Genomic DNA, 15,702 nt, shown 5'->3' on the forward strand with positions numbered 1-15,702 from the left:
GCATTTGTGTGCATTAGCCTTTCATTCTGCACAATCGTCGGGACAATGGCGCCCGATCTGGAAGGATTCGAAAAATGCACCTCAAACGACTGTTTCTTGTTGCGGTTTGCGCGCTGGCCATCTTCGCCGCGGCACCGGCCGCAAGACAGGCGCTGGCAGAGGACGCCGCCAAGCCGGCCGATCCGGGCCTCTCCGATGTGCTGACCGATCTGCTGCATGGTGTGGAAGGCGAGAACGGCACGTCCGGCCCCGACAAGCGCGTGCCGTTCGGCCGCGAGGAGGTACAGCTCTCCTTTGCGCCGCTGGTCAAGCAGACGGCGCCGGCAGTCGTCAACGTCTATGCCTCGCAGACCGCAAAGGTGACTTCGCCCTTCGAAGGCGACCCGTTCTTCGAGGAATTCTTCGGCCGTGCCCAGCCCCGCGCGCAGTCTTCGCTGGGCTCGGGCGTGCTGGTCGATCCGAGCGGCGTGATCGTCACCAACTTCCACGTCATCAAGGACGCCGACGAGGTGAAGGTCGCGACCGCGGACGGACGCGAATTCACCTCCAAGGTCATGCTCAAGGACGAGACGCTCGATCTGGCGGTGCTCAAGATTTCTGCCGACAAGCCGTTTCCGGTGATCGCCATTGGCGATTCCGACGCGCTCGAAGTCGGCGACCTTGTGCTGGCGATCGGCAATCCGTTCGGCGTCGGCCAGACCACCACCAGCGGCATTGTGTCGGCGCTCGCCCGCAGCCATATCGGCGTTTCGGATTCGGGCTATTTCGTCCAGACCGATGCCGCCATCAATCCCGGCAATTCCGGCGGCGCGCTGATCAACATGGGCGGCCAGCTGGTCGGCATCAATACGGCCATCTACAGCCGCAGCGGCGGCTCGATCGGCATCGGCTTCGCCATTCCCTCGAACATGGTGCGCGCCTTTGCCGACGCCGCCAAGGCCGGGCTCGACTTCTTCGAGCGGCCCTATATCGGTGCGGAATTCGAACTGGTGACGCCGCAGATCGCTGAATCGCTCGGCATGGAGAGGCCGACCGGCGCATTGGTGTCGGCCGTCGACGCCGCGGGACCTGCCGGCAAGGCTGGGCTGAAGGCCGGTGACGTCATCCTGTCGCTCAACAACACGCCCGTCGAAAGCATCGAAGCGCTCGACTATCGCATGGCGACGCTGTCGATCGGCACCAAGGCGACCTTCGCCGTGCTGAGCAAGGGTCAGCAGGCGACGCTGGAAATCCCGCTGGAGCGTGCGCCGGAGGGCGTCAAGCCCAGCGAGGTGACTTTGCGTGGCCGCAGCCCCTTTTCCGGCGCCAAGGTCGCGGAACTGTCGCCCAGGCTTGCCCAGCGGCTTGGCCTGCGCACCGATCTCAAGGGCGTCACGGTCGTCGACATCAACCGCGATTCGCCGGCCGCCGATTTCGGCTTCCAGTCCGGCGATATCGTGCGTGAGGTGAACGGGACCACCATCGACACCGCGGCAACGCTGGCACAGGTTGCCCAGCAGGACACGCGCTGGTGGCGCTTTACCGTCGAGCGCGGCGGGCAGATACTGCGCCAGGTATTGCGATATTGAGGCGATCCGAGGGATCGTCCTCCAGCTTCGAAGACGTGCATGGCCGATCTGTTCAGTTCCGATGAACCGGAGAAGGCGCCGCCCGGGCGGCCGCTGGCCGATCGCCTGCGCCCGAAGAACCTCGGCGAAGTCGTGGGGCAGGAGCATCTGACCGGCCCCGATGGCGCGCTGACCAGGCTGATCGATTCCGGCTCGCTCGGCTCGATGATCTTTTGGGGGCCGCCCGGCACCGGCAAGACGACGGTGGCGCGGCTCTTGGCCGGCGAGACCGATCTCGCCTTCGAGCAGATTTCTGCGGTGTTTTCGGGCGTCGCGGACCTCAAGAAGGTCTTCGAGGCCGCCAAGCTGAGACGCACCAACGGCCGCCAGACGCTGCTCTTCGTCGACGAGATCCACCGCTTCAATCGTGCCCAGCAGGACGGCTTTCTCCCGGTCATGGAAGACGGCACGGTGGTGCTGGTCGGCGCCACGACGGAGAACCCGTCCTTCGAGCTGAACGCCGCGCTTCTGTCCCGCGCGCGTGTGCTGGTGTTTCGCTCGCTGGGCGAGGAAAGCATCGCCAAGCTTCTGGCGCGTGCCGAAGAAACCGAGGGCAGGGCGCTGCCGCTCGATGAAGAAGCGCGCGCCATGCTCATCCGCATGGCGGATGGCGACGGCCGCGCCTCGCTGACGCTGGCCGAGGAAGTCTGGCGCGCCGCCAAAAAAGGCGAGGTGTTCGGCCCGGAAGGCCTGCAGCGCGTTATCCAGCGCCGTGCGCCGATCTACGACAAGGGCCAGGACGGTCACTACAATCTGATCTCGGCGCTGCATAAATCGGTGCGCGGCTCCGATCCGGATGCCGCTCTTTACTACCTCGCCCGCATGTTCGATGCCGGCGAGGATCCGCTGTATCTCGGCCGCCGGCTGGTCCGCATGGCGGTGGAGGATATCGGGCTCGCCGATCCTCAGGCGCTTGTCATCGCCAACGCGGCCAAGGACGCCTATGACTATCTTGGCTCGCCAGAGGGCGAGCTCGCCTTCGCCCAGGCGGCCGTCTACCTCGCCACCGCGCCGAAATCGAACGCTGTCTACACTGCCTTCAAGGCGGCGACTGCGGCCGCCAAGGAATTCGGCTCGCTGCTGCCGCCCAAACAGATCCTCAATGCGCCGACCAAGCTGATGAAGCAGGAGGATTACGGCGCCGGCTATCGCTACGACCATGACGAGCCGGACGCGTTCTCCGGTCAGGACTATTTTCCCGAAAAGATGGGCCGGCACACTTTCTACGATCCGCCGGAGCGCGGTTTCGAGCGCGATATCCGCAAGCGGCTGGAATACTGGGCAAAGCTGCGCAGCGAACGCAACAGCTGAGTCGCCCGGCGGTCCGCACGCTTCCTGCCCGCGGTGCATTGGTAATAAGTGGGGTTCTTTACTCCAAATATTTATGCTGGCCGACCGGCCGGACCTATGCGGCGGCATTGTGCCGGGAAACAAAAAATCCTATCAAGACGCACGGCTGGCGGGGGTTGCCGTGATTTGGCTCATGGAACAGGATCGCGCTCCCGCGCGTAACGCAATGACAAAGCAAACCGTCAAGACCCTTCGCAAGGCTGCGATTGCAGTCGTGGTTCTCGCGCTCGCCTTCTACTTCATCCCGATCCTGACCACGATCTGGGTCGTCTGCGGCCTGATCGACGTCATGCGCAACGACCAGAAGAACCGGAACCTGTTCGAGCGCTACTTCCTCGGCAATGGCCTGTTCACATGGCTGCTGTCGCCGTTGAACCTGATCGTCGACCTTCTCTGCTACCGCAACCCCGGGGTCTGGAAACCCGAGCAGTTCCCCGAGGACTATCAGCGCGAGATCAACGAGGTCCTGGGCGTCTTCAAGGCGCGCAAGGACGAGATCATCGCCGACATCGATGCCAATTTCGGCGCCGGCCGACGCGGCATGTATGTCTACCAGTGGTACGGCAAGCACAGGATTGACAACGTCCCCGAATTCAACAAGGACTACAAATATATCAAGACGATCGCGGTATCCGTTTTCAGCAAGCGTGAATCCACGTCCTGGCATTTCGGTCCGCTCCGGCTCAGCCTGCGCATCCTCTACAATCTGATTCCGGTGAAGGCCGAGATCTTCGTCCAGTGCGGCAGCAAGAAGAACTACTGGTACGACAACCCGCTGTTCATCTTCGACGACACGCTGTTCCATCGCTCGGTCAACGAATATGACGGCCGCCGCTACTGCGTCTTCGTCGATATCATCCGTCCGTCTCCATTCCCGAAGCTGATCGCGGGCCTTCTCGCCGTGGTCTCGGTGAGCGTGGAGCGCATCAATTCCGTCTTCTACAAGAATTGGAAGATGATCGGCTCGTCCAAGCCGAAAGCCGCCGCCAACTGAGACATCCGGGCGCCTGCTGTGCCAGACGCGCCGTTTTGGCGTGATCTTTGTTCGAGTTTGGGTCTTTGGCTCGCAACCTGCCCGCCTTAGTGCTATGGCCCCGCTTTCAAATGGAAAAGCGAAGTCATGGCAGGTGTTGAACAGATCACGGTGGAGGCCGGCGAGGCGGGCATGCGGCTCGACCGCTGGTTCAAGGTCCACTATCCGGGCCTCGGCTTCGGCCACCTGCAGAAGCTCTTGCGCTCCGGCCAGGTCCGGGTCGACGGCGGCCGGGTGAAGGCCGATACCCGCGTCGAGCCTGGCCAGACGGTGCGCATCCCGCCGATCGAGGTCGACAAGAAGGGCGACGCTTCGCTCACCGGCCACTCGATCCGCAACCAGGACGATGCCGATGTGCTGGCCAAGATGCTGCTGTACGAGGACCCGAAGGTCTTCGTCTTCAACAAGCCGGCTGGCTTGGCGGTGCAGGGCGGCTCGGGTGTGACCCGCAACGTCGACGACATGCTGGAGGCCTGGCGCAGCCAGAAGGGCGAGAAGCCGCGCCTGGTCCACCGCCTCGACCGCGACACGTCCGGCGTGCTGGTCGTTGCCCGCACCCGTCTTGCCGCCATGAAGCTCTCCGAGGCTTTCCGGGCGCGCGAGACCAAGAAAACCTATTGGGCGCTGGTCAAGGGTGTGCCGCCGAAGCGCGAGGACAAAATCTCGACCTGGCTGATCAAGGAGTCGACCGAGGACGGCGACCGCGTGCGTGTGGCCGCGCATGGTGAAAAAGGCGCCGACCACGCCGTGTCCTTCTACCGCATCATCGAGCAGGCGGCGCAGACGATGACCTGGCTGGAGATGGAGCCTTATACCGGCCGTACCCACCAGCTTCGCGTTCATGCCGCCCATATCGGCTGCCCGATCATCGGCGACCCTAAATATTTCGAGGCCGACACCAACTGGGATTTTCCGGGAGGCATCCAGAACCGCCTGCATCTGCATGCGCGCCGCATCATCATTCCGCACCCCGACAAGGGCGTCATCGACGTCACCGCGCCCATGCCGCCGCATATGCGCCAGAGCTGGAACCTGATCGGCTTCGACGACCAGAGCGCGGAGGACTGATAGTGGCCGCTGCGCCAGCATTGGACCGCCGCGACGCTGTCGACATGGCGGCGGCGGCCATCATGGTCGGGCTGACCTTCTCCTGGGGTCTGAACTACGTCGCCGCCAAGATCTCCTATGCCGGCTACGACCCTGTCTTCGTCTCGATCGCACGCTCCCTTCTCGGCGGGCTTTGCGTGCTCGGCTGGTGCCGGCTGCGCGGCATCAAGCTGTTCCAAGCGGATGGAACGTTGACCGCCGGCATCGTCGTGGGCGTGCTCTTCGGTGTCGAGTTCCTGTGCCTCTATATCGGTCTCGAATACACGACCGTTGCCCGCAACACGCTGCTGGTCAACACCATGCCGTTCTGGGTCCTGATCGGTGGTCATTTCCTGCTCGGCGAACGCATCAACACACGTAAGCTCGCCGGTCTTGTTCTCGCCTTCGGCGGTCTGGTCGCCGTGTTCTCGGACGGCATCGTGGCAGGCACCGACACGACCCTGATGGGCGATCTGCTCAGCCTGGGTTCAGGCGTCCTGTGGGCAGCGACCAGCATCGTCATCAAGCGCTCGAGACTGGTCGAGACCAGTGCCGAGAAGCTGCTGCTCTACCAACTGGCGGGCGCTGCCGTTGTCGGTGTTCTGGTGATGCCTTTGGCCGGCCCGCCGATCCGTGACGTCGCCGCCTTGCCGACGCTGGCGCTGCTGTTCCAGTCTTTCTACATCGTCGCCTTCACCTATGTATTGTGGTTCTGGCTGCTTCGGCGCTACCCGGCGTCCGGCCTGTCGAGCTTCGCCTTCCTGTCGCCGGTGTTCGGCGTCTTGTGCGGCGCGGTGGTCCTGGGTGAGGCGCCGACGACCAGGATATTCCTGGCTCTGGCGCTGATTGCCGCTGGCCTGATCATTGTCAACCGGTCGGCGCGCAGGCAGCCCGCACCCTGAAGAGTCTGACGCAATTCCGGACGGAAAACCGTTTCATACTTTCCTGGAGTTGCTCCAAAGGAGTTCGACATGCGCGACATCCTCGAAGACCTCGAAGCCGGAAAACTGCTTTCCGATCCCGACCCGGTGCGCCGCGCCCAGATCCAGATGAAGACGCCGCTGCCGAAGCGTTTTTACAAGGCCGTTTCGGTCGCCCCGATGGAAAACGGCTTTGCCGTGCATCTCGATGGCAGGCCGGTGCGCACGCCGGGCAAGGCCGTGATGGTGCTGCCGACCGAAAAGGCCGCCGCGCTGGTGGCCGATGAATTCAGCGCGCAGGGCGACGTCATCGATCCCGTGACGATGCCGGTCATGCGCCTCGTCAACACCGCCATCGACGGCGTCGCCTCCGACCCGCAAGCGGTGCTGGAGGATATCCTGCGCTTCGCCTCGGCCGATCTGCTCTGCTATCGGGCCGACGCTCCGCAAGGCCTGGTCGACCGTCAGAACAAACTCTGGGATCCGGTGCTCGACTGGGTGCGCAGCCGCCTCGGCGCGCGCTTCAACCTCGCCGAAGGCGTCATCCATGTCGAGCAGCCGCGCGAAGCCATCGCCGTCATCGGCGCGCATCTTGGCCAGCGCTCCGAGCCGATGCGGCTGGCCGCCATCCATGTCATGACGGCGCTGACCGGTTCGGCGCTGCTGGCGCTGGCCGTCGATTTCGGCGAGCTCGACGGCGAGGAAGCCTGGGCCGCCGGCCATGTCGACGAGGACTGGCAGATCGAGCAGTGGGGCCAGGATGCAGAGGCCGTCGCGCGCCGCTCGGCCCGCAAACGCGACATGATGGCGGCGGTCAGCCTGATCGAGGCATTGCAGGCCTAGGCAAATCCAGGAAAGTGGGCAGCGGTTTTCCGCCCGACTCTATCGAACGCCGAATTGCTCTGAGCGCAGCGCCGCTTTCGCAGCGCACCTAATACCAAAGTCATAATCCCATTGTCGCGGTGCCTTTCGCCTGCCCTTTCTGTCATTTTTTCCCGCGATGGCTGCGTTTTTGAGTCCGCGTTCGGAGGAGCGCGAACGGTGGCGCGCAGCCATCGAGGACAGACGGGATCTCACGGGAGGATATATAAATGGCAATGGCTTCGACCGCCGGCGGGACCAGCCGCGGCATGACGCGGGAGGAGAAGAAGGTCATCTTCGCCTCATCGCTCGGCACTGTGTTCGAATGGTATGATTTCTATCTCTACGGTTCGCTGGCCGCCTTCATCGGCTCAACCTTCTTCAGTCCGGCGATTCCGGAGGCGACGCGCAACATCTTCGCGCTGCTGGCCTTTGCGGCCGGTTTCCTTGTGCGTCCGTTCGGCGCACTGCTTTTCGGCCGCATCGGCGATCTCGTCGGCCGCAAGTATACCTTTCTCGTCACCATGACGATCATGGGTCTTTCGACCTTCCTCGTCGGCTTGCTGCCTGGCTACGCAACCTTGGGCATCCTGGCTCCCGTGATCCTGATCGGACTGCGCATGCTGCAGGGCCTGGCGCTCGGCGGCGAATATGGCGGCGCGGCGACCTATGTCGCTGAGCACGCGCCAAATGACCGCCGCGGCTACTACACGTCGTGGATCCAGACCACGGCGACGCTCGGCCTGTTCCTGTCGCTTATCGTCATCCTGATCGTGCAGGGCTCGCTCAGCAAGGAAACCTATGCCGCCTGGGGCTGGCGCATTCCCTTCATCGTTTCCTTTGTCCTGCTCGCCATCTCGATCTGGATCCGGCTGTCGCTCTCGGAGTCGCCGACCTTCCAGCGCATGAAGGATGAGGGCAAGGGCTCCAAGGCGCCGCTGACGGAAGCCTTCGGCCAGTGGAAGAACGCCAAGATCGCGCTTCTGGCGCTGCTCGGCCTTACCGCCGGCCAAGCCGTCATCTGGTACAACGGCCAGTTCTACGCGCTGTTCTTCCTGCAGAACGTGCTGAAGGTCGACCCGCAGTCAGTAAACATCATGATCGCGATCGCGCTTGCCGTCGGCTCGATCTTCTTCGTCGTGTTCGGCTGGCTGTCCGACAAGATCGGCCGCAAGCCGATCATCATGGCCGGCCTTGCACTTGGCATCGTCTGCACCTTCCCGCTGTTCAAGGCGCTGACCTGGGCCGCCAATCCGGCTCTGGCCACCGCCCAGCAGACCACGCGCGCGACGGTGACGGCAGCGCCCGGCGACTGCAAGTTCCAGTTCAACCCGGTCGGAAATGCGAAATTCACAACGTCATGTGATATCGCCACTTCGTTCCTGACCAAGAACTCGGTGCCTTACGACGTCGTCACGACGGCCGCGCCCGGAACTGCGGCCACGGTCAAGATCGGCAACGAGACGGTGGAGTCTTATGACGCCGTTGCCGCTGGCGATCAGTCCAAGGCCAAGGAGGCTTCCTTCCAGAAGGCGGTGAACATGTCGCTGCGGGACGGCGGCTATCCGCTGAAGCGTGCCGCAGCCAAGGTGCCGGACCAGAAGCTCGATGGCTTCGTCGCGGCCAATCCGGAACTGAAGCTCGATGCCGCGGCGATCCGCGGCGGCGAGAAGACGACGGTTCCGGCCGACAAGGCGATCGCCGACAAGCTGCTGACCAAGGATGAGGCGGCCGGCGCGCCGGAAGTCACCGTCTACAACATTCCGGGCGGTGGTCCCTTCGCGATGGTCGCCGACCCGGCGGCCGTGAACTGGCCGATGACGATCGGCATCCTGTTCATCCTGGTGGTGTTCGTGACCATGGTCTACGGGCCGATCGCCGCGATCCTGGTCGAGATGTTCCCGACCCGCATCCGCTACACCGGCATGTCGCTGCCCTACCACATCGGCAACGGTTGGTTCGGCGGCCTGCTGCCGGCTACGGTGTTCGCGCTCAGCGCCTATAAGGGCGATATCTACTACGGTCTCTGGTATCCGGTGATCATCGCGGCAATGTCGCTCATCATCGGCATGATCTTCGTCAGGGATACGCTCGGCACCGATCTGCACGCCAAGCAGTAGTCGATCGGTCCTCTGCAACGAAAAGCCCGGCGTGGGTAATCACGCCGGGCTTTTTCATTCCGGACTGGAAGAAGCAGTCAGCTCTTGCGCTGCTGGTTCTCCTCCTCGATCGCCGCTTCGTGGTACCAGCTGTCGAAGTCGGCGTGCTCGCCGCGAAGTGCAGCAAGTTCTGCCGCGAATTTGGCCTTGGCGCCTAAATTTAAGGCAGACTTGCGTGCTGCCAGCGGGAACATCAGGATTTTTGCCGACGGGCGCGGTTGCATGACTTGCACTGGCTGCCCTCCTTGCTTTTCCAGGGGCCTATCGATTCAGCTTTCCGTCAAGATAGGTTCTGCGATTCCTTTAGGCAATATGCCTACGTAAAGATCATCTTTTGCCTATGATTTAAGCAAAATCGGCAACTGAGCGATCCGGGCGCATTGCTGAGATGGCTCAGCAAAATCAACGTCTTGCCAGGACTATTTTGCCGCACCCGCCGGGAGGCGAGTGGCATACGATTTGCTTTTTAACGATCGGCAGGCCGGCCGGTCCGGCCATGCGTTGACGCCGCCCGCTTGCGGCGTCCAAGCAACGAGAGGCACTGGAATGACCAAATACAAGCTCGAGTATATCTGGCTCGACGGCTACACCCCGACCCCCAATCTGCGCGGCAAGACCCAGATCAAGGAGTTTGCCGAGTTCCCGACGCTCGAGCAGCTGCCGCTATGGGGCTTCGATGGTTCCTCCACCAACCAGGCCGAGGGCCGCAGCTCCGACTGCGTGCTGAAGCCGGTCGCGGTTTATCCCGATCCGGCCCGCACCAACGGCGCCCTGGTCATGTGCGAGGTCATGATGCCCGATGGCGTCACCCCGCATGCATCGAACAGCCGCGCCACCATCCTCGATGACGAGGGCGCCTGGTTCGGCTTCGAGCAGGAATATTTCTTCTACAAGGACGGCCGCCCGCTCGGCTTCCCCGAGAGCGGCTACCCGGCCCCGCAGGGTCCCTATTACACCGGCGTCGGCTACAGCAATGTCGGCGACGTCGCGCGCCAGATCGTCGAGGAGCATCTCGACCTCTGCCTCGCCGCCGGCATCAACCATGAAGGCATCAATGCCGAAGTGGCGAAGGGCCAGTGGGAATTCCAGATCTTCGGCAAGGGCTCCAAGAAGGCCGCCGACCAGATGTGGATGGCGCGTTACCTGCTGCTGCGCCTGACCGAAAAATACGGCATCGACATCGAGTTCCACTGCAAGCCGCTCGGCGACACCGACTGGAACGGCTCGGGCATGCATTGCAACTTCTCGACCAGCTACATGCGCGAAGTCGGCGGCAAGGCCTATTTCGAAGCGCTGATGGCGCAGTTCGAAAAGAACCTGATGGATCACATCGCCGTCTACGGCCCGGACAACGACAAGCGCCTGACCGGCAAGCACGAGACAGCGCCGTGGAACAAGTTCAGCTACGGGGTTGCCGACCGTGGGGCTTCGATCCGCGTGCCGCACTCCTTCGTCAAGAACGACTACAAGGGTTACCTGGAAGACCGCCGCCCGAACTCGCAGGGCGACCCCTACCAGATCGCCTCGCAGGTGCTGAAGACGATCTCGCAGGTCTCGACCGACGCGAAGGTCTCGGCCGCGGCGTGATTCGTCCAGTCGCGGGCCTCGCCTGCGCTAGATGAGCTTCAATCGTAAAAGGCCCCGGCGTTCTCTCCGCCGGGGTCTTTTTTGCACGGCGACAACCGCCTGCTGCCCGTCAACTGGCAATAGGCGTCAGCCCTCCGGCGCCTATCCATGCGAGAACCCCGGCGAAGGCCGGGGTTCTTTTTTGTCGGATGGAAGAAGCACCGCGGAGCGCGAAACTCGTCTCCAAAAAAATGAAAAGCCCTTGGAAGGGAGAACCTTCCAAGGGCTGAATTTTTCATCCAATCAGAAGCTTAGACCGAATAGTACATGTCGTACTCGACCGGATGCGGGGTCATCTCGAAGCGCATCACCTCGGCCATCTTCAGCTCGATATAGCTGTCGATCTGGTCGTCGTCGAAGACGCCGCCGGCCTTCAGGAAGCCGCGGTCCTTGTCGAGGCTCTGCAGCGCTTCGCGCAGCGAGCCGCAGACGGTCGGGATCTTCTTCAATTCCTTCGGCGGCAGGTCGTAGAGATCCTTGTCCATCGGCTGTCCGGGGTGGATCTTGTTCTTGATGCCGTCGAGGCCGGCCATCAGCATGGCGGCGAAGCCGAGATAGGGGTTCGCGCCCGGATCGGGGAAGCGAACCTCGACGCGCTTCGACTTCGGCGAGTTGCCGAACGGAATGCGGCAGGAGGCCGAACGGTTGCGCGCCGAATAAGCGAGCAACACCGGCGCCTCATAGCCCGGCACCAGACGCTTGTAGGAGTTGGTGAGCGGGTTGGTGAAGGCATTGATCGCCTTGGCGTGCTTGATGATGCCGCCGATGTAAAAGAGGCAGCTCTCCGACAGGCCCGCATATTCATTGCCGGCGAAGGTCGGCTTGCCGCCCTTCCAGATCGACTGGTGGACATGCATGCCCGAGCCGTTGTCGCCGAACACCGGCTTCGGCATGAAGGTGGCCGTCTTGCCGTAGGCATTGGCGACCTGGTGCACGACATACTTGTAGATCAGCATCTTGTCGGCGTTGCGCACCAGCGTGTCGAACTTGATGCCGAGCTCGTGCTGGGCGGCGGCGACCTCATGGTGATGCTTTTCGACCCGCACGCCCATCTCGGCGAGCACGGTCAGCATTTCGGAACGCATGTCCTGGCAGGAATCGACCGGCGGCACCGGGAAATAGCCGCCCTTGATGCGCGGACGGTGGCCGAGATTGCCGGTTTCGTAGTCGGTGTCGTCATTGGAAGGAAGTTCGGTCGAGTCGAGGCGGAAGCCGGTGTTGTAGGGGTCGACCTTGTACTTGACGTCGTCGAACACGAAGAACTCGGCTTCCGGGCCGACATAGATGGTGTCGCCGATGCCTTCCGACTTCATATAGGCCTCCGCCTTCTTGGCGGTGCCGCGCGGATCGCGGTTATAGGCCTCGCCCGAGATCGGATCGAGGATGTCGCACAGGATGACCATGGTCGACTGGGCGAAGAACGGATCCATGTGGACGGTATCGGTATCCGGCATCAGCACCATGTCGGACTCGTTGATCGCCTTCCAGCCGGCGATCGAGGAGCCGTCGAACATGACGCCGTCGGCGAACATATCTTCCTCGACCTCGACCACATCCATCGTCACATGCTGCAGCTTGCCTCGCGGATCGGTGAAGCGCAGGTCGACGAACTTAACGTCGTTGTCCTTGATCTGCTTCATGATGTCTTTGGCTGTCGTCATGTCGTTTCTTCCCTGTGTGATGACGTCTGGAATGGATTGAAGGTCAGATGGCGTCGATGCCGGTCTCGCCGGTGCGAATGCGCACCACTTCCTCTATGTTGGAGACGAAGATTTTTCCATCGCCGATGCGGCCTGTTTGCGCCGCCTTGCGGATGGCCTCGATGGCGCCTTCGACGGCCTCGTCGCCGAGCACCACCTCGATCTTCACCTTGGGCAGGAAGTCGACGACATATTCGGCGCCGCGATAGAGCTCGGTGTGCCCTTTCTGGCGACCGAAACCCTTGGCCTCGGTGACGGTGATGCCTTGCAGTCCGGCCTCCTGAAGCGCTTCCTTCACTTCGTCCAGCTTGAATGGCTTGATGATCGCTTCGATCTTTTTCATGTAAAAAGTGGCCTCCACTGCCAAGAAAACGGGTTGTGTGCCCCGCTTGCGCCTCCATCAAGCACGAAGCGTGCCAACCTATAGGAGTGGAGGCGGCATAGGGCGTTTTCGACTCCATGCCGCGTTCGGATGCAAATTCGCGTCATCCGCTGCATTGGATGCGTCATGGACGCCCAAACCCTATACATCGCTCCTCCTCACGTCTGCGCAAAAAATGGGCAGACAGCGCAATTTGCAGGCAGACCCCTCCCGGGTGCGGCGCTTTTGCAAGACGATGCGCGGCCGCGGTGGTTTGCTTCGAACCGAAAACTGGACAATGCTTGATCGCATGGAGATCGGCAATCCCATGCGCAATGAACTTCTATCGCCGGCCGAAATGGCCCAGGCAGACAGACTGGCGATCGCGGCCGGGCCGCTCGACGGCTATCGCTTGATGCAACGCGCCGGCGAGGCGGTCGCCGCCGTCGTGCTGGCGCGCTACCCGGCGGTGACGAGGGTGCATGTGCTGTGCGGCCCCGGCAACAATGGCGGCGACGGCTACGTCGTTGCGCGCTTGCTCGCCGAGGCCGGCGTCGATGTGGCGCTGTGGGTGTTGGGCGAACCTCGTGCGGGCAGCGACGCCGCGCTCGCCGCCGCTGACTGCACTTTGGAACGGCGCCCGCTGTCGGCTTTCACCCCTGAACCTGGCTCGCTGGTCGTCGACGCGCTCTACGGCGCAGGGCTGTCGAAGCCGTTGTCGGGCGACGCCAGGGGCGCGGTCGACGTCGCGACAGGAATGAACCTGCCGGTTGTCGCGGTCGACCTGCCTTCGGGCGTTTCCGGCGAGGGCGGCGAAGTTCTCGGCTCGGCATTTCGCGCGGTCCTCACTGTGACCTTCGCAAGAAAAAAGCCCGGCCACCTGCTTCTGCCTGGCCGCGAGCGATGCGGCGAGGTCGTGTTGGCCGACATCGGCATTCGCGACGAGATCATCGACGAGGTCGCACCGCGAGCCTTCGAGAACCGGCCTGGGCTCTGGATCGCGAACTTTCCCGTGCCGGCGGTCGACGCGCACAAATACAAGCGCGGCCATACGAGCGTCTTTTCGGGCGGACCATCCGCGACGGGCGCGGCACGCCTTTCGGCGCTTGCGGCAGCAAGAAGCGGGGCAGGGGCCGTCACCGTGTTTTCGCCGGCGAACGCCATGCAGGTCAACGCGGCGCATCTCACCTCGATCATGCTGCGCAAGGTCGATGCGATCGAGGACGTGCATGAAATTATCGGCGACCGCCGGCCGTCGACCTTTGTCCTCGGCCCCGGCTTCGGTGTCGGCGACAAGGCGCGTGATTTCACACTTGCCGTGCTCGCCAGGAAGCGCCAGGACGGCGGCGTCGAGGGCCTCGTGCTCGACGCCGACGGCGTCACGTCCTTTCGCAATACGGCCTCGACGCTGTTCGAGGCGGCCGGCAAGCCGGACGCGCCCGCGCTGATCATGACGCCGCATGAGGGCGAGTTCGGCAGGCTGTTTGCGGACATCGCCGGCGACAAGGCCCTGTCCAAGCTGGCCAAGGCGCGCGCCGCCGCGCAGCGCTCCAACGCCGTGATCGTCTATAAGGGCGCCGACAGCGTGATCGCTTCGCCGGATGGCCGCGCCGCGATCAACAGCAATGGCGCGCCATGGCTTGCCACCGCTGGTTCGGGCGACGTGCTGTCGGGCCTCATCGCGGGCCTGCTTGCCCAAGGCATGCCGGCCTTCGAAGCGGCCTGCGCCGGGGTCTGGATCCATGCCGAAGCCGGCAGTCGTTTTGGACCGGGCCTGATAGCCGAAGACCTGCCTCTGGCCATGGTGCCGGTGTTGCGGGAATTGATTAAGAGCGCCTGCTGATGCGGGCGCTCATCTGCATCGATAACCATGCCATACCGTGGGCGGCCACGGCCCGTGCAAGCACGGGTGCCGGCTTTGGCGCGGCAGTCGAGGAATAAGGTTAGCCGAATTGCGGCGCGTTCTTCCGGGTCGCCGCCGCCAGCGCTTCGCGAACCCTGTCTTCGCTGACGGCGCGCGTGTTCTCCACCCAACCGGGTGTCGAAATCGGCGGCTCGAGAAAAATCACCTGTTCGTTCACCGGACCATGCACATAAGCCCGGTTCGAGCCGTAGATGAGCACGCATGGACCGCCAAGCGCCCCGGCGGCATGGGAGAGGCCGCCGTCGACACCGAGGAAGACGGTCGAGGCCGCGATCTGGCACATCGCTTCCGCAATATCGGGCGTCGCGGTGAAATCGATCGCCTCGGGCAATTGCGCCTTTATGTCGGCCGCAGCCTGCCGTTCCCGCGGCCCGCCGATAAGCCAAACCGACCAACCGCGAGTAGCATGGTCGCGCGCGATCGAGACGAAGCGCTCCATCGGCCACGAGCGCTTGTTGGCAAAATCGGAAGTGTAGAGGGCGAGCACCGGCCTAGCCGGGTTGATGCCGTTGCGCTGCCGCCAACCGGCGAGCTCGTCGGCGGAAACGACAAGCTGTGGAGCCGGCAATGGCCTGTCTTCGGCTGGCCTTTTGCCGAGACGCGCGATTGCGCAGACCTGTTCGGCAAGCCGCGTCTTGCGCGAGCCGAATGCAATCATCGATCTCAGCCAACCAGCGGGCAGGCGGTTGACGATGCCGAACTGGAACTCGCGCGGATAGCCGATGCGCTCCGGTATTCCGGCCAGCCACGGCACCAGTGAAGCCTTGGCGCTGCTGGTTAGCATATAGGCCGCCTGATAATTCTCCTCGCGCAGTTTTCGCGCTAGGCCTGCTCGCTCTTTCAGCCCGGGCTTCCAGTGCTTCTCCGCTATCCAGACCTTGCAGACATGCGGCATCAGCCGCGCCAGCGGCGCGGCGATCCTCGAGGCGACGATATCGATCGGCTGCCCGGGAAATCTCTCGGCGATGATCCGGATGGCCGAGTGGCAGCGGATGAAATCACCGATCGCCGGCAGGCAGAAAACCAGGATGGGGCGCAATGCGCGATACCTTTTCGATCCGGAACGGCCGCCGAC

The 15,702-nt window shown here is 63.2% G+C and carries 13 protein-coding genes; 9 read left to right on the top strand and 4 right to left on the bottom strand.

Going from position 1 to position 15,702, the window contains the following annotated elements; genetic code table 11:
• Positions 1 to 74: 74 nt before the first annotated feature.
• From AC0L2L_RS22485 to AC0L2L_RS22515, 7 genes are all read left to right on the top strand, one after another.
• The gene (locus AC0L2L_RS22485; protein ID WP_473581229.1) at positions 75 to 1,568 is read left to right on the top strand and encodes a DegQ family serine endoprotease; all 1,494 of its coding nucleotides are present in this window, start codon (positions 75 to 77) and stop codon (positions 1,566 to 1,568) included.
• 39 nt (positions 1,569 to 1,607) lie between these two features.
• Entirely contained in the window at positions 1,608 to 2,918 is a 1,311-nt protein-coding gene (locus AC0L2L_RS22490) for a replication-associated recombination protein A (protein WP_473581231.1), read from the top strand.
• Between the two features lie 205 nt (positions 2,919 to 3,123).
• Positions 3,124 to 3,951: an aspartyl/asparaginyl beta-hydroxylase domain-containing protein gene (locus AC0L2L_RS22495; RefSeq protein ID WP_473581232.1), complete on the top strand. Its 828-nt coding sequence runs from the start codon at positions 3,124 to 3,126 to the stop codon at positions 3,949 to 3,951.
• Positions 3,952 to 4,077: 126 nt separating this feature from the next.
• Positions 4,078 to 5,058 (top strand): RluA family pseudouridine synthase, encoded by a 981-nt coding sequence (locus AC0L2L_RS22500; RefSeq protein WP_473581234.1) that lies wholly within the window; start codon positions 4,078 to 4,080, stop codon positions 5,056 to 5,058.
• Between the two features lie 44 nt (positions 5,059 to 5,102).
• Positions 5,103 to 5,978, top strand: coding sequence for a DMT family transporter (locus AC0L2L_RS22505; protein WP_473581284.1), 876 nt, complete (start codon positions 5,103 to 5,105; stop codon positions 5,976 to 5,978).
• A gap of 69 nt (positions 5,979 to 6,047) precedes the next feature.
• Positions 6,048 to 6,839 (top strand): ATP12 family chaperone protein, encoded by a 792-nt coding sequence (locus AC0L2L_RS22510; protein ID WP_473581236.1) that lies wholly within the window; start codon positions 6,048 to 6,050, stop codon positions 6,837 to 6,839.
• Between the two features lie 248 nt (positions 6,840 to 7,087).
• Positions 7,088 to 8,977, top strand: coding sequence for an MFS transporter (locus AC0L2L_RS22515; protein WP_473581238.1), 1,890 nt, complete (start codon positions 7,088 to 7,090; stop codon positions 8,975 to 8,977).
• 77 nt (positions 8,978 to 9,054) lie between these two features.
• Here the strand turns inward: AC0L2L_RS22515 and AC0L2L_RS22520 are convergent, their stop codons facing one another.
• Positions 9,055 to 9,240: a DUF2735 domain-containing protein gene (locus tag AC0L2L_RS22520; protein WP_473581286.1), complete on the bottom strand. Its 186-nt coding sequence runs from the start codon at positions 9,238 to 9,240 to the stop codon at positions 9,055 to 9,057.
• A 322-nt stretch (positions 9,241 to 9,562) separates the two neighbouring features.
• Here AC0L2L_RS22520 and AC0L2L_RS22525 point away from each other — a divergent pair, with 322 nt between their 5' ends.
• Positions 9,563 to 10,603 (top strand): glutamine synthetase beta-grasp domain-containing protein, encoded by a 1,041-nt coding sequence (locus AC0L2L_RS22525; RefSeq protein ID WP_473581240.1) that lies wholly within the window; start codon positions 9,563 to 9,565, stop codon positions 10,601 to 10,603.
• A gap of 290 nt (positions 10,604 to 10,893) precedes the next feature.
• Here the strand turns inward: AC0L2L_RS22525 and glnA are convergent, their stop codons facing one another.
• The gene (gene glnA / locus AC0L2L_RS22530) at positions 10,894 to 12,303 is read right to left on the bottom strand and encodes a type I glutamate--ammonia ligase (protein WP_473581242.1); all 1,410 of its coding nucleotides are present in this window, start codon (positions 12,301 to 12,303) and stop codon (positions 10,894 to 10,896) included.
• 43 nt (positions 12,304 to 12,346) lie between these two features.
• A complete protein-coding gene (locus AC0L2L_RS22535; RefSeq protein ID WP_018428041.1) occupies positions 12,347 to 12,685 on the bottom strand; it encodes a P-II family nitrogen regulator in 339 nt (112 codons plus the stop codon).
• A gap of 346 nt (positions 12,686 to 13,031) precedes the next feature.
• On the opposite strand from AC0L2L_RS22535, the gene AC0L2L_RS22540 reads away from it, so the two are divergent.
• Positions 13,032 to 14,546, top strand: coding sequence for an NAD(P)H-hydrate dehydratase (locus AC0L2L_RS22540; RefSeq protein WP_473581244.1), 1,515 nt, complete (start codon positions 13,032 to 13,034; stop codon positions 14,544 to 14,546).
• 100 nt (positions 14,547 to 14,646) lie between these two features.
• On the opposite strand, the gene waaF is transcribed toward AC0L2L_RS22540, so the two are convergent.
• A complete protein-coding gene (waaF, locus tag AC0L2L_RS22545) occupies positions 14,647 to 15,666 on the bottom strand; it encodes a lipopolysaccharide heptosyltransferase II (protein WP_473581246.1) in 1,020 nt (339 codons plus the stop codon).
• Positions 15,667 to 15,702 lie beyond the last annotated feature (36 nt).

This window comes from Mesorhizobium sp. WSM4832 (assembly GCF_055811115.1).

What these genes read in the sequence shown, in the direction of transcription:
- AC0L2L_RS22485 (WP_473581229.1), top strand. Translation starts at nt 75, where the DNA reads ATGCACCTCAAACGACTGTTTCTTGTTGCGGTTTGCGCGCTGGCCATC.
- AC0L2L_RS22490 (WP_473581231.1), top strand. Translation starts at nt 1,608, where the DNA reads ATGGCCGATCTGTTCAGTTCCGATGAACCGGAGAAGGCGCCGCCCGGG.
- AC0L2L_RS22495 (WP_473581232.1), top strand. Translation starts at nt 3,124, where the DNA reads ATGACAAAGCAAACCGTCAAGACCCTTCGCAAGGCTGCGATTGCAGTC.
- AC0L2L_RS22500 (WP_473581234.1), top strand. Translation starts at nt 4,078, where the DNA reads ATGGCAGGTGTTGAACAGATCACGGTGGAGGCCGGCGAGGCGGGCATG.
- AC0L2L_RS22505 (WP_473581284.1), top strand. Translation starts at nt 5,103, where the DNA reads ATGGCGGCGGCGGCCATCATGGTCGGGCTGACCTTCTCCTGGGGTCTG.
- AC0L2L_RS22510 (WP_473581236.1), top strand. Translation starts at nt 6,048, where the DNA reads ATGCGCGACATCCTCGAAGACCTCGAAGCCGGAAAACTGCTTTCCGAT.
- AC0L2L_RS22515 (WP_473581238.1), top strand. Translation starts at nt 7,088, where the DNA reads ATGGCAATGGCTTCGACCGCCGGCGGGACCAGCCGCGGCATGACGCGG.
- AC0L2L_RS22520 (WP_473581286.1), bottom strand. Translation starts at nt 9,240, where the DNA reads ATGCAACCGCGCCCGTCGGCAAAAATCCTGATGTTCCCGCTGGCAGCA.
- AC0L2L_RS22525 (WP_473581240.1), top strand. Translation starts at nt 9,563, where the DNA reads ATGACCAAATACAAGCTCGAGTATATCTGGCTCGACGGCTACACCCCG.
- glnA (WP_473581242.1), bottom strand. Translation starts at nt 12,303, where the DNA reads ATGACGACAGCCAAAGACATCATGAAGCAGATCAAGGACAACGACGTT.
- AC0L2L_RS22535 (WP_018428041.1), bottom strand. Translation starts at nt 12,685, where the DNA reads ATGAAAAAGATCGAAGCGATCATCAAGCCATTCAAGCTGGACGAAGTG.
- AC0L2L_RS22540 (WP_473581244.1), top strand. Translation starts at nt 13,032, where the DNA reads ATGCGCAATGAACTTCTATCGCCGGCCGAAATGGCCCAGGCAGACAGA.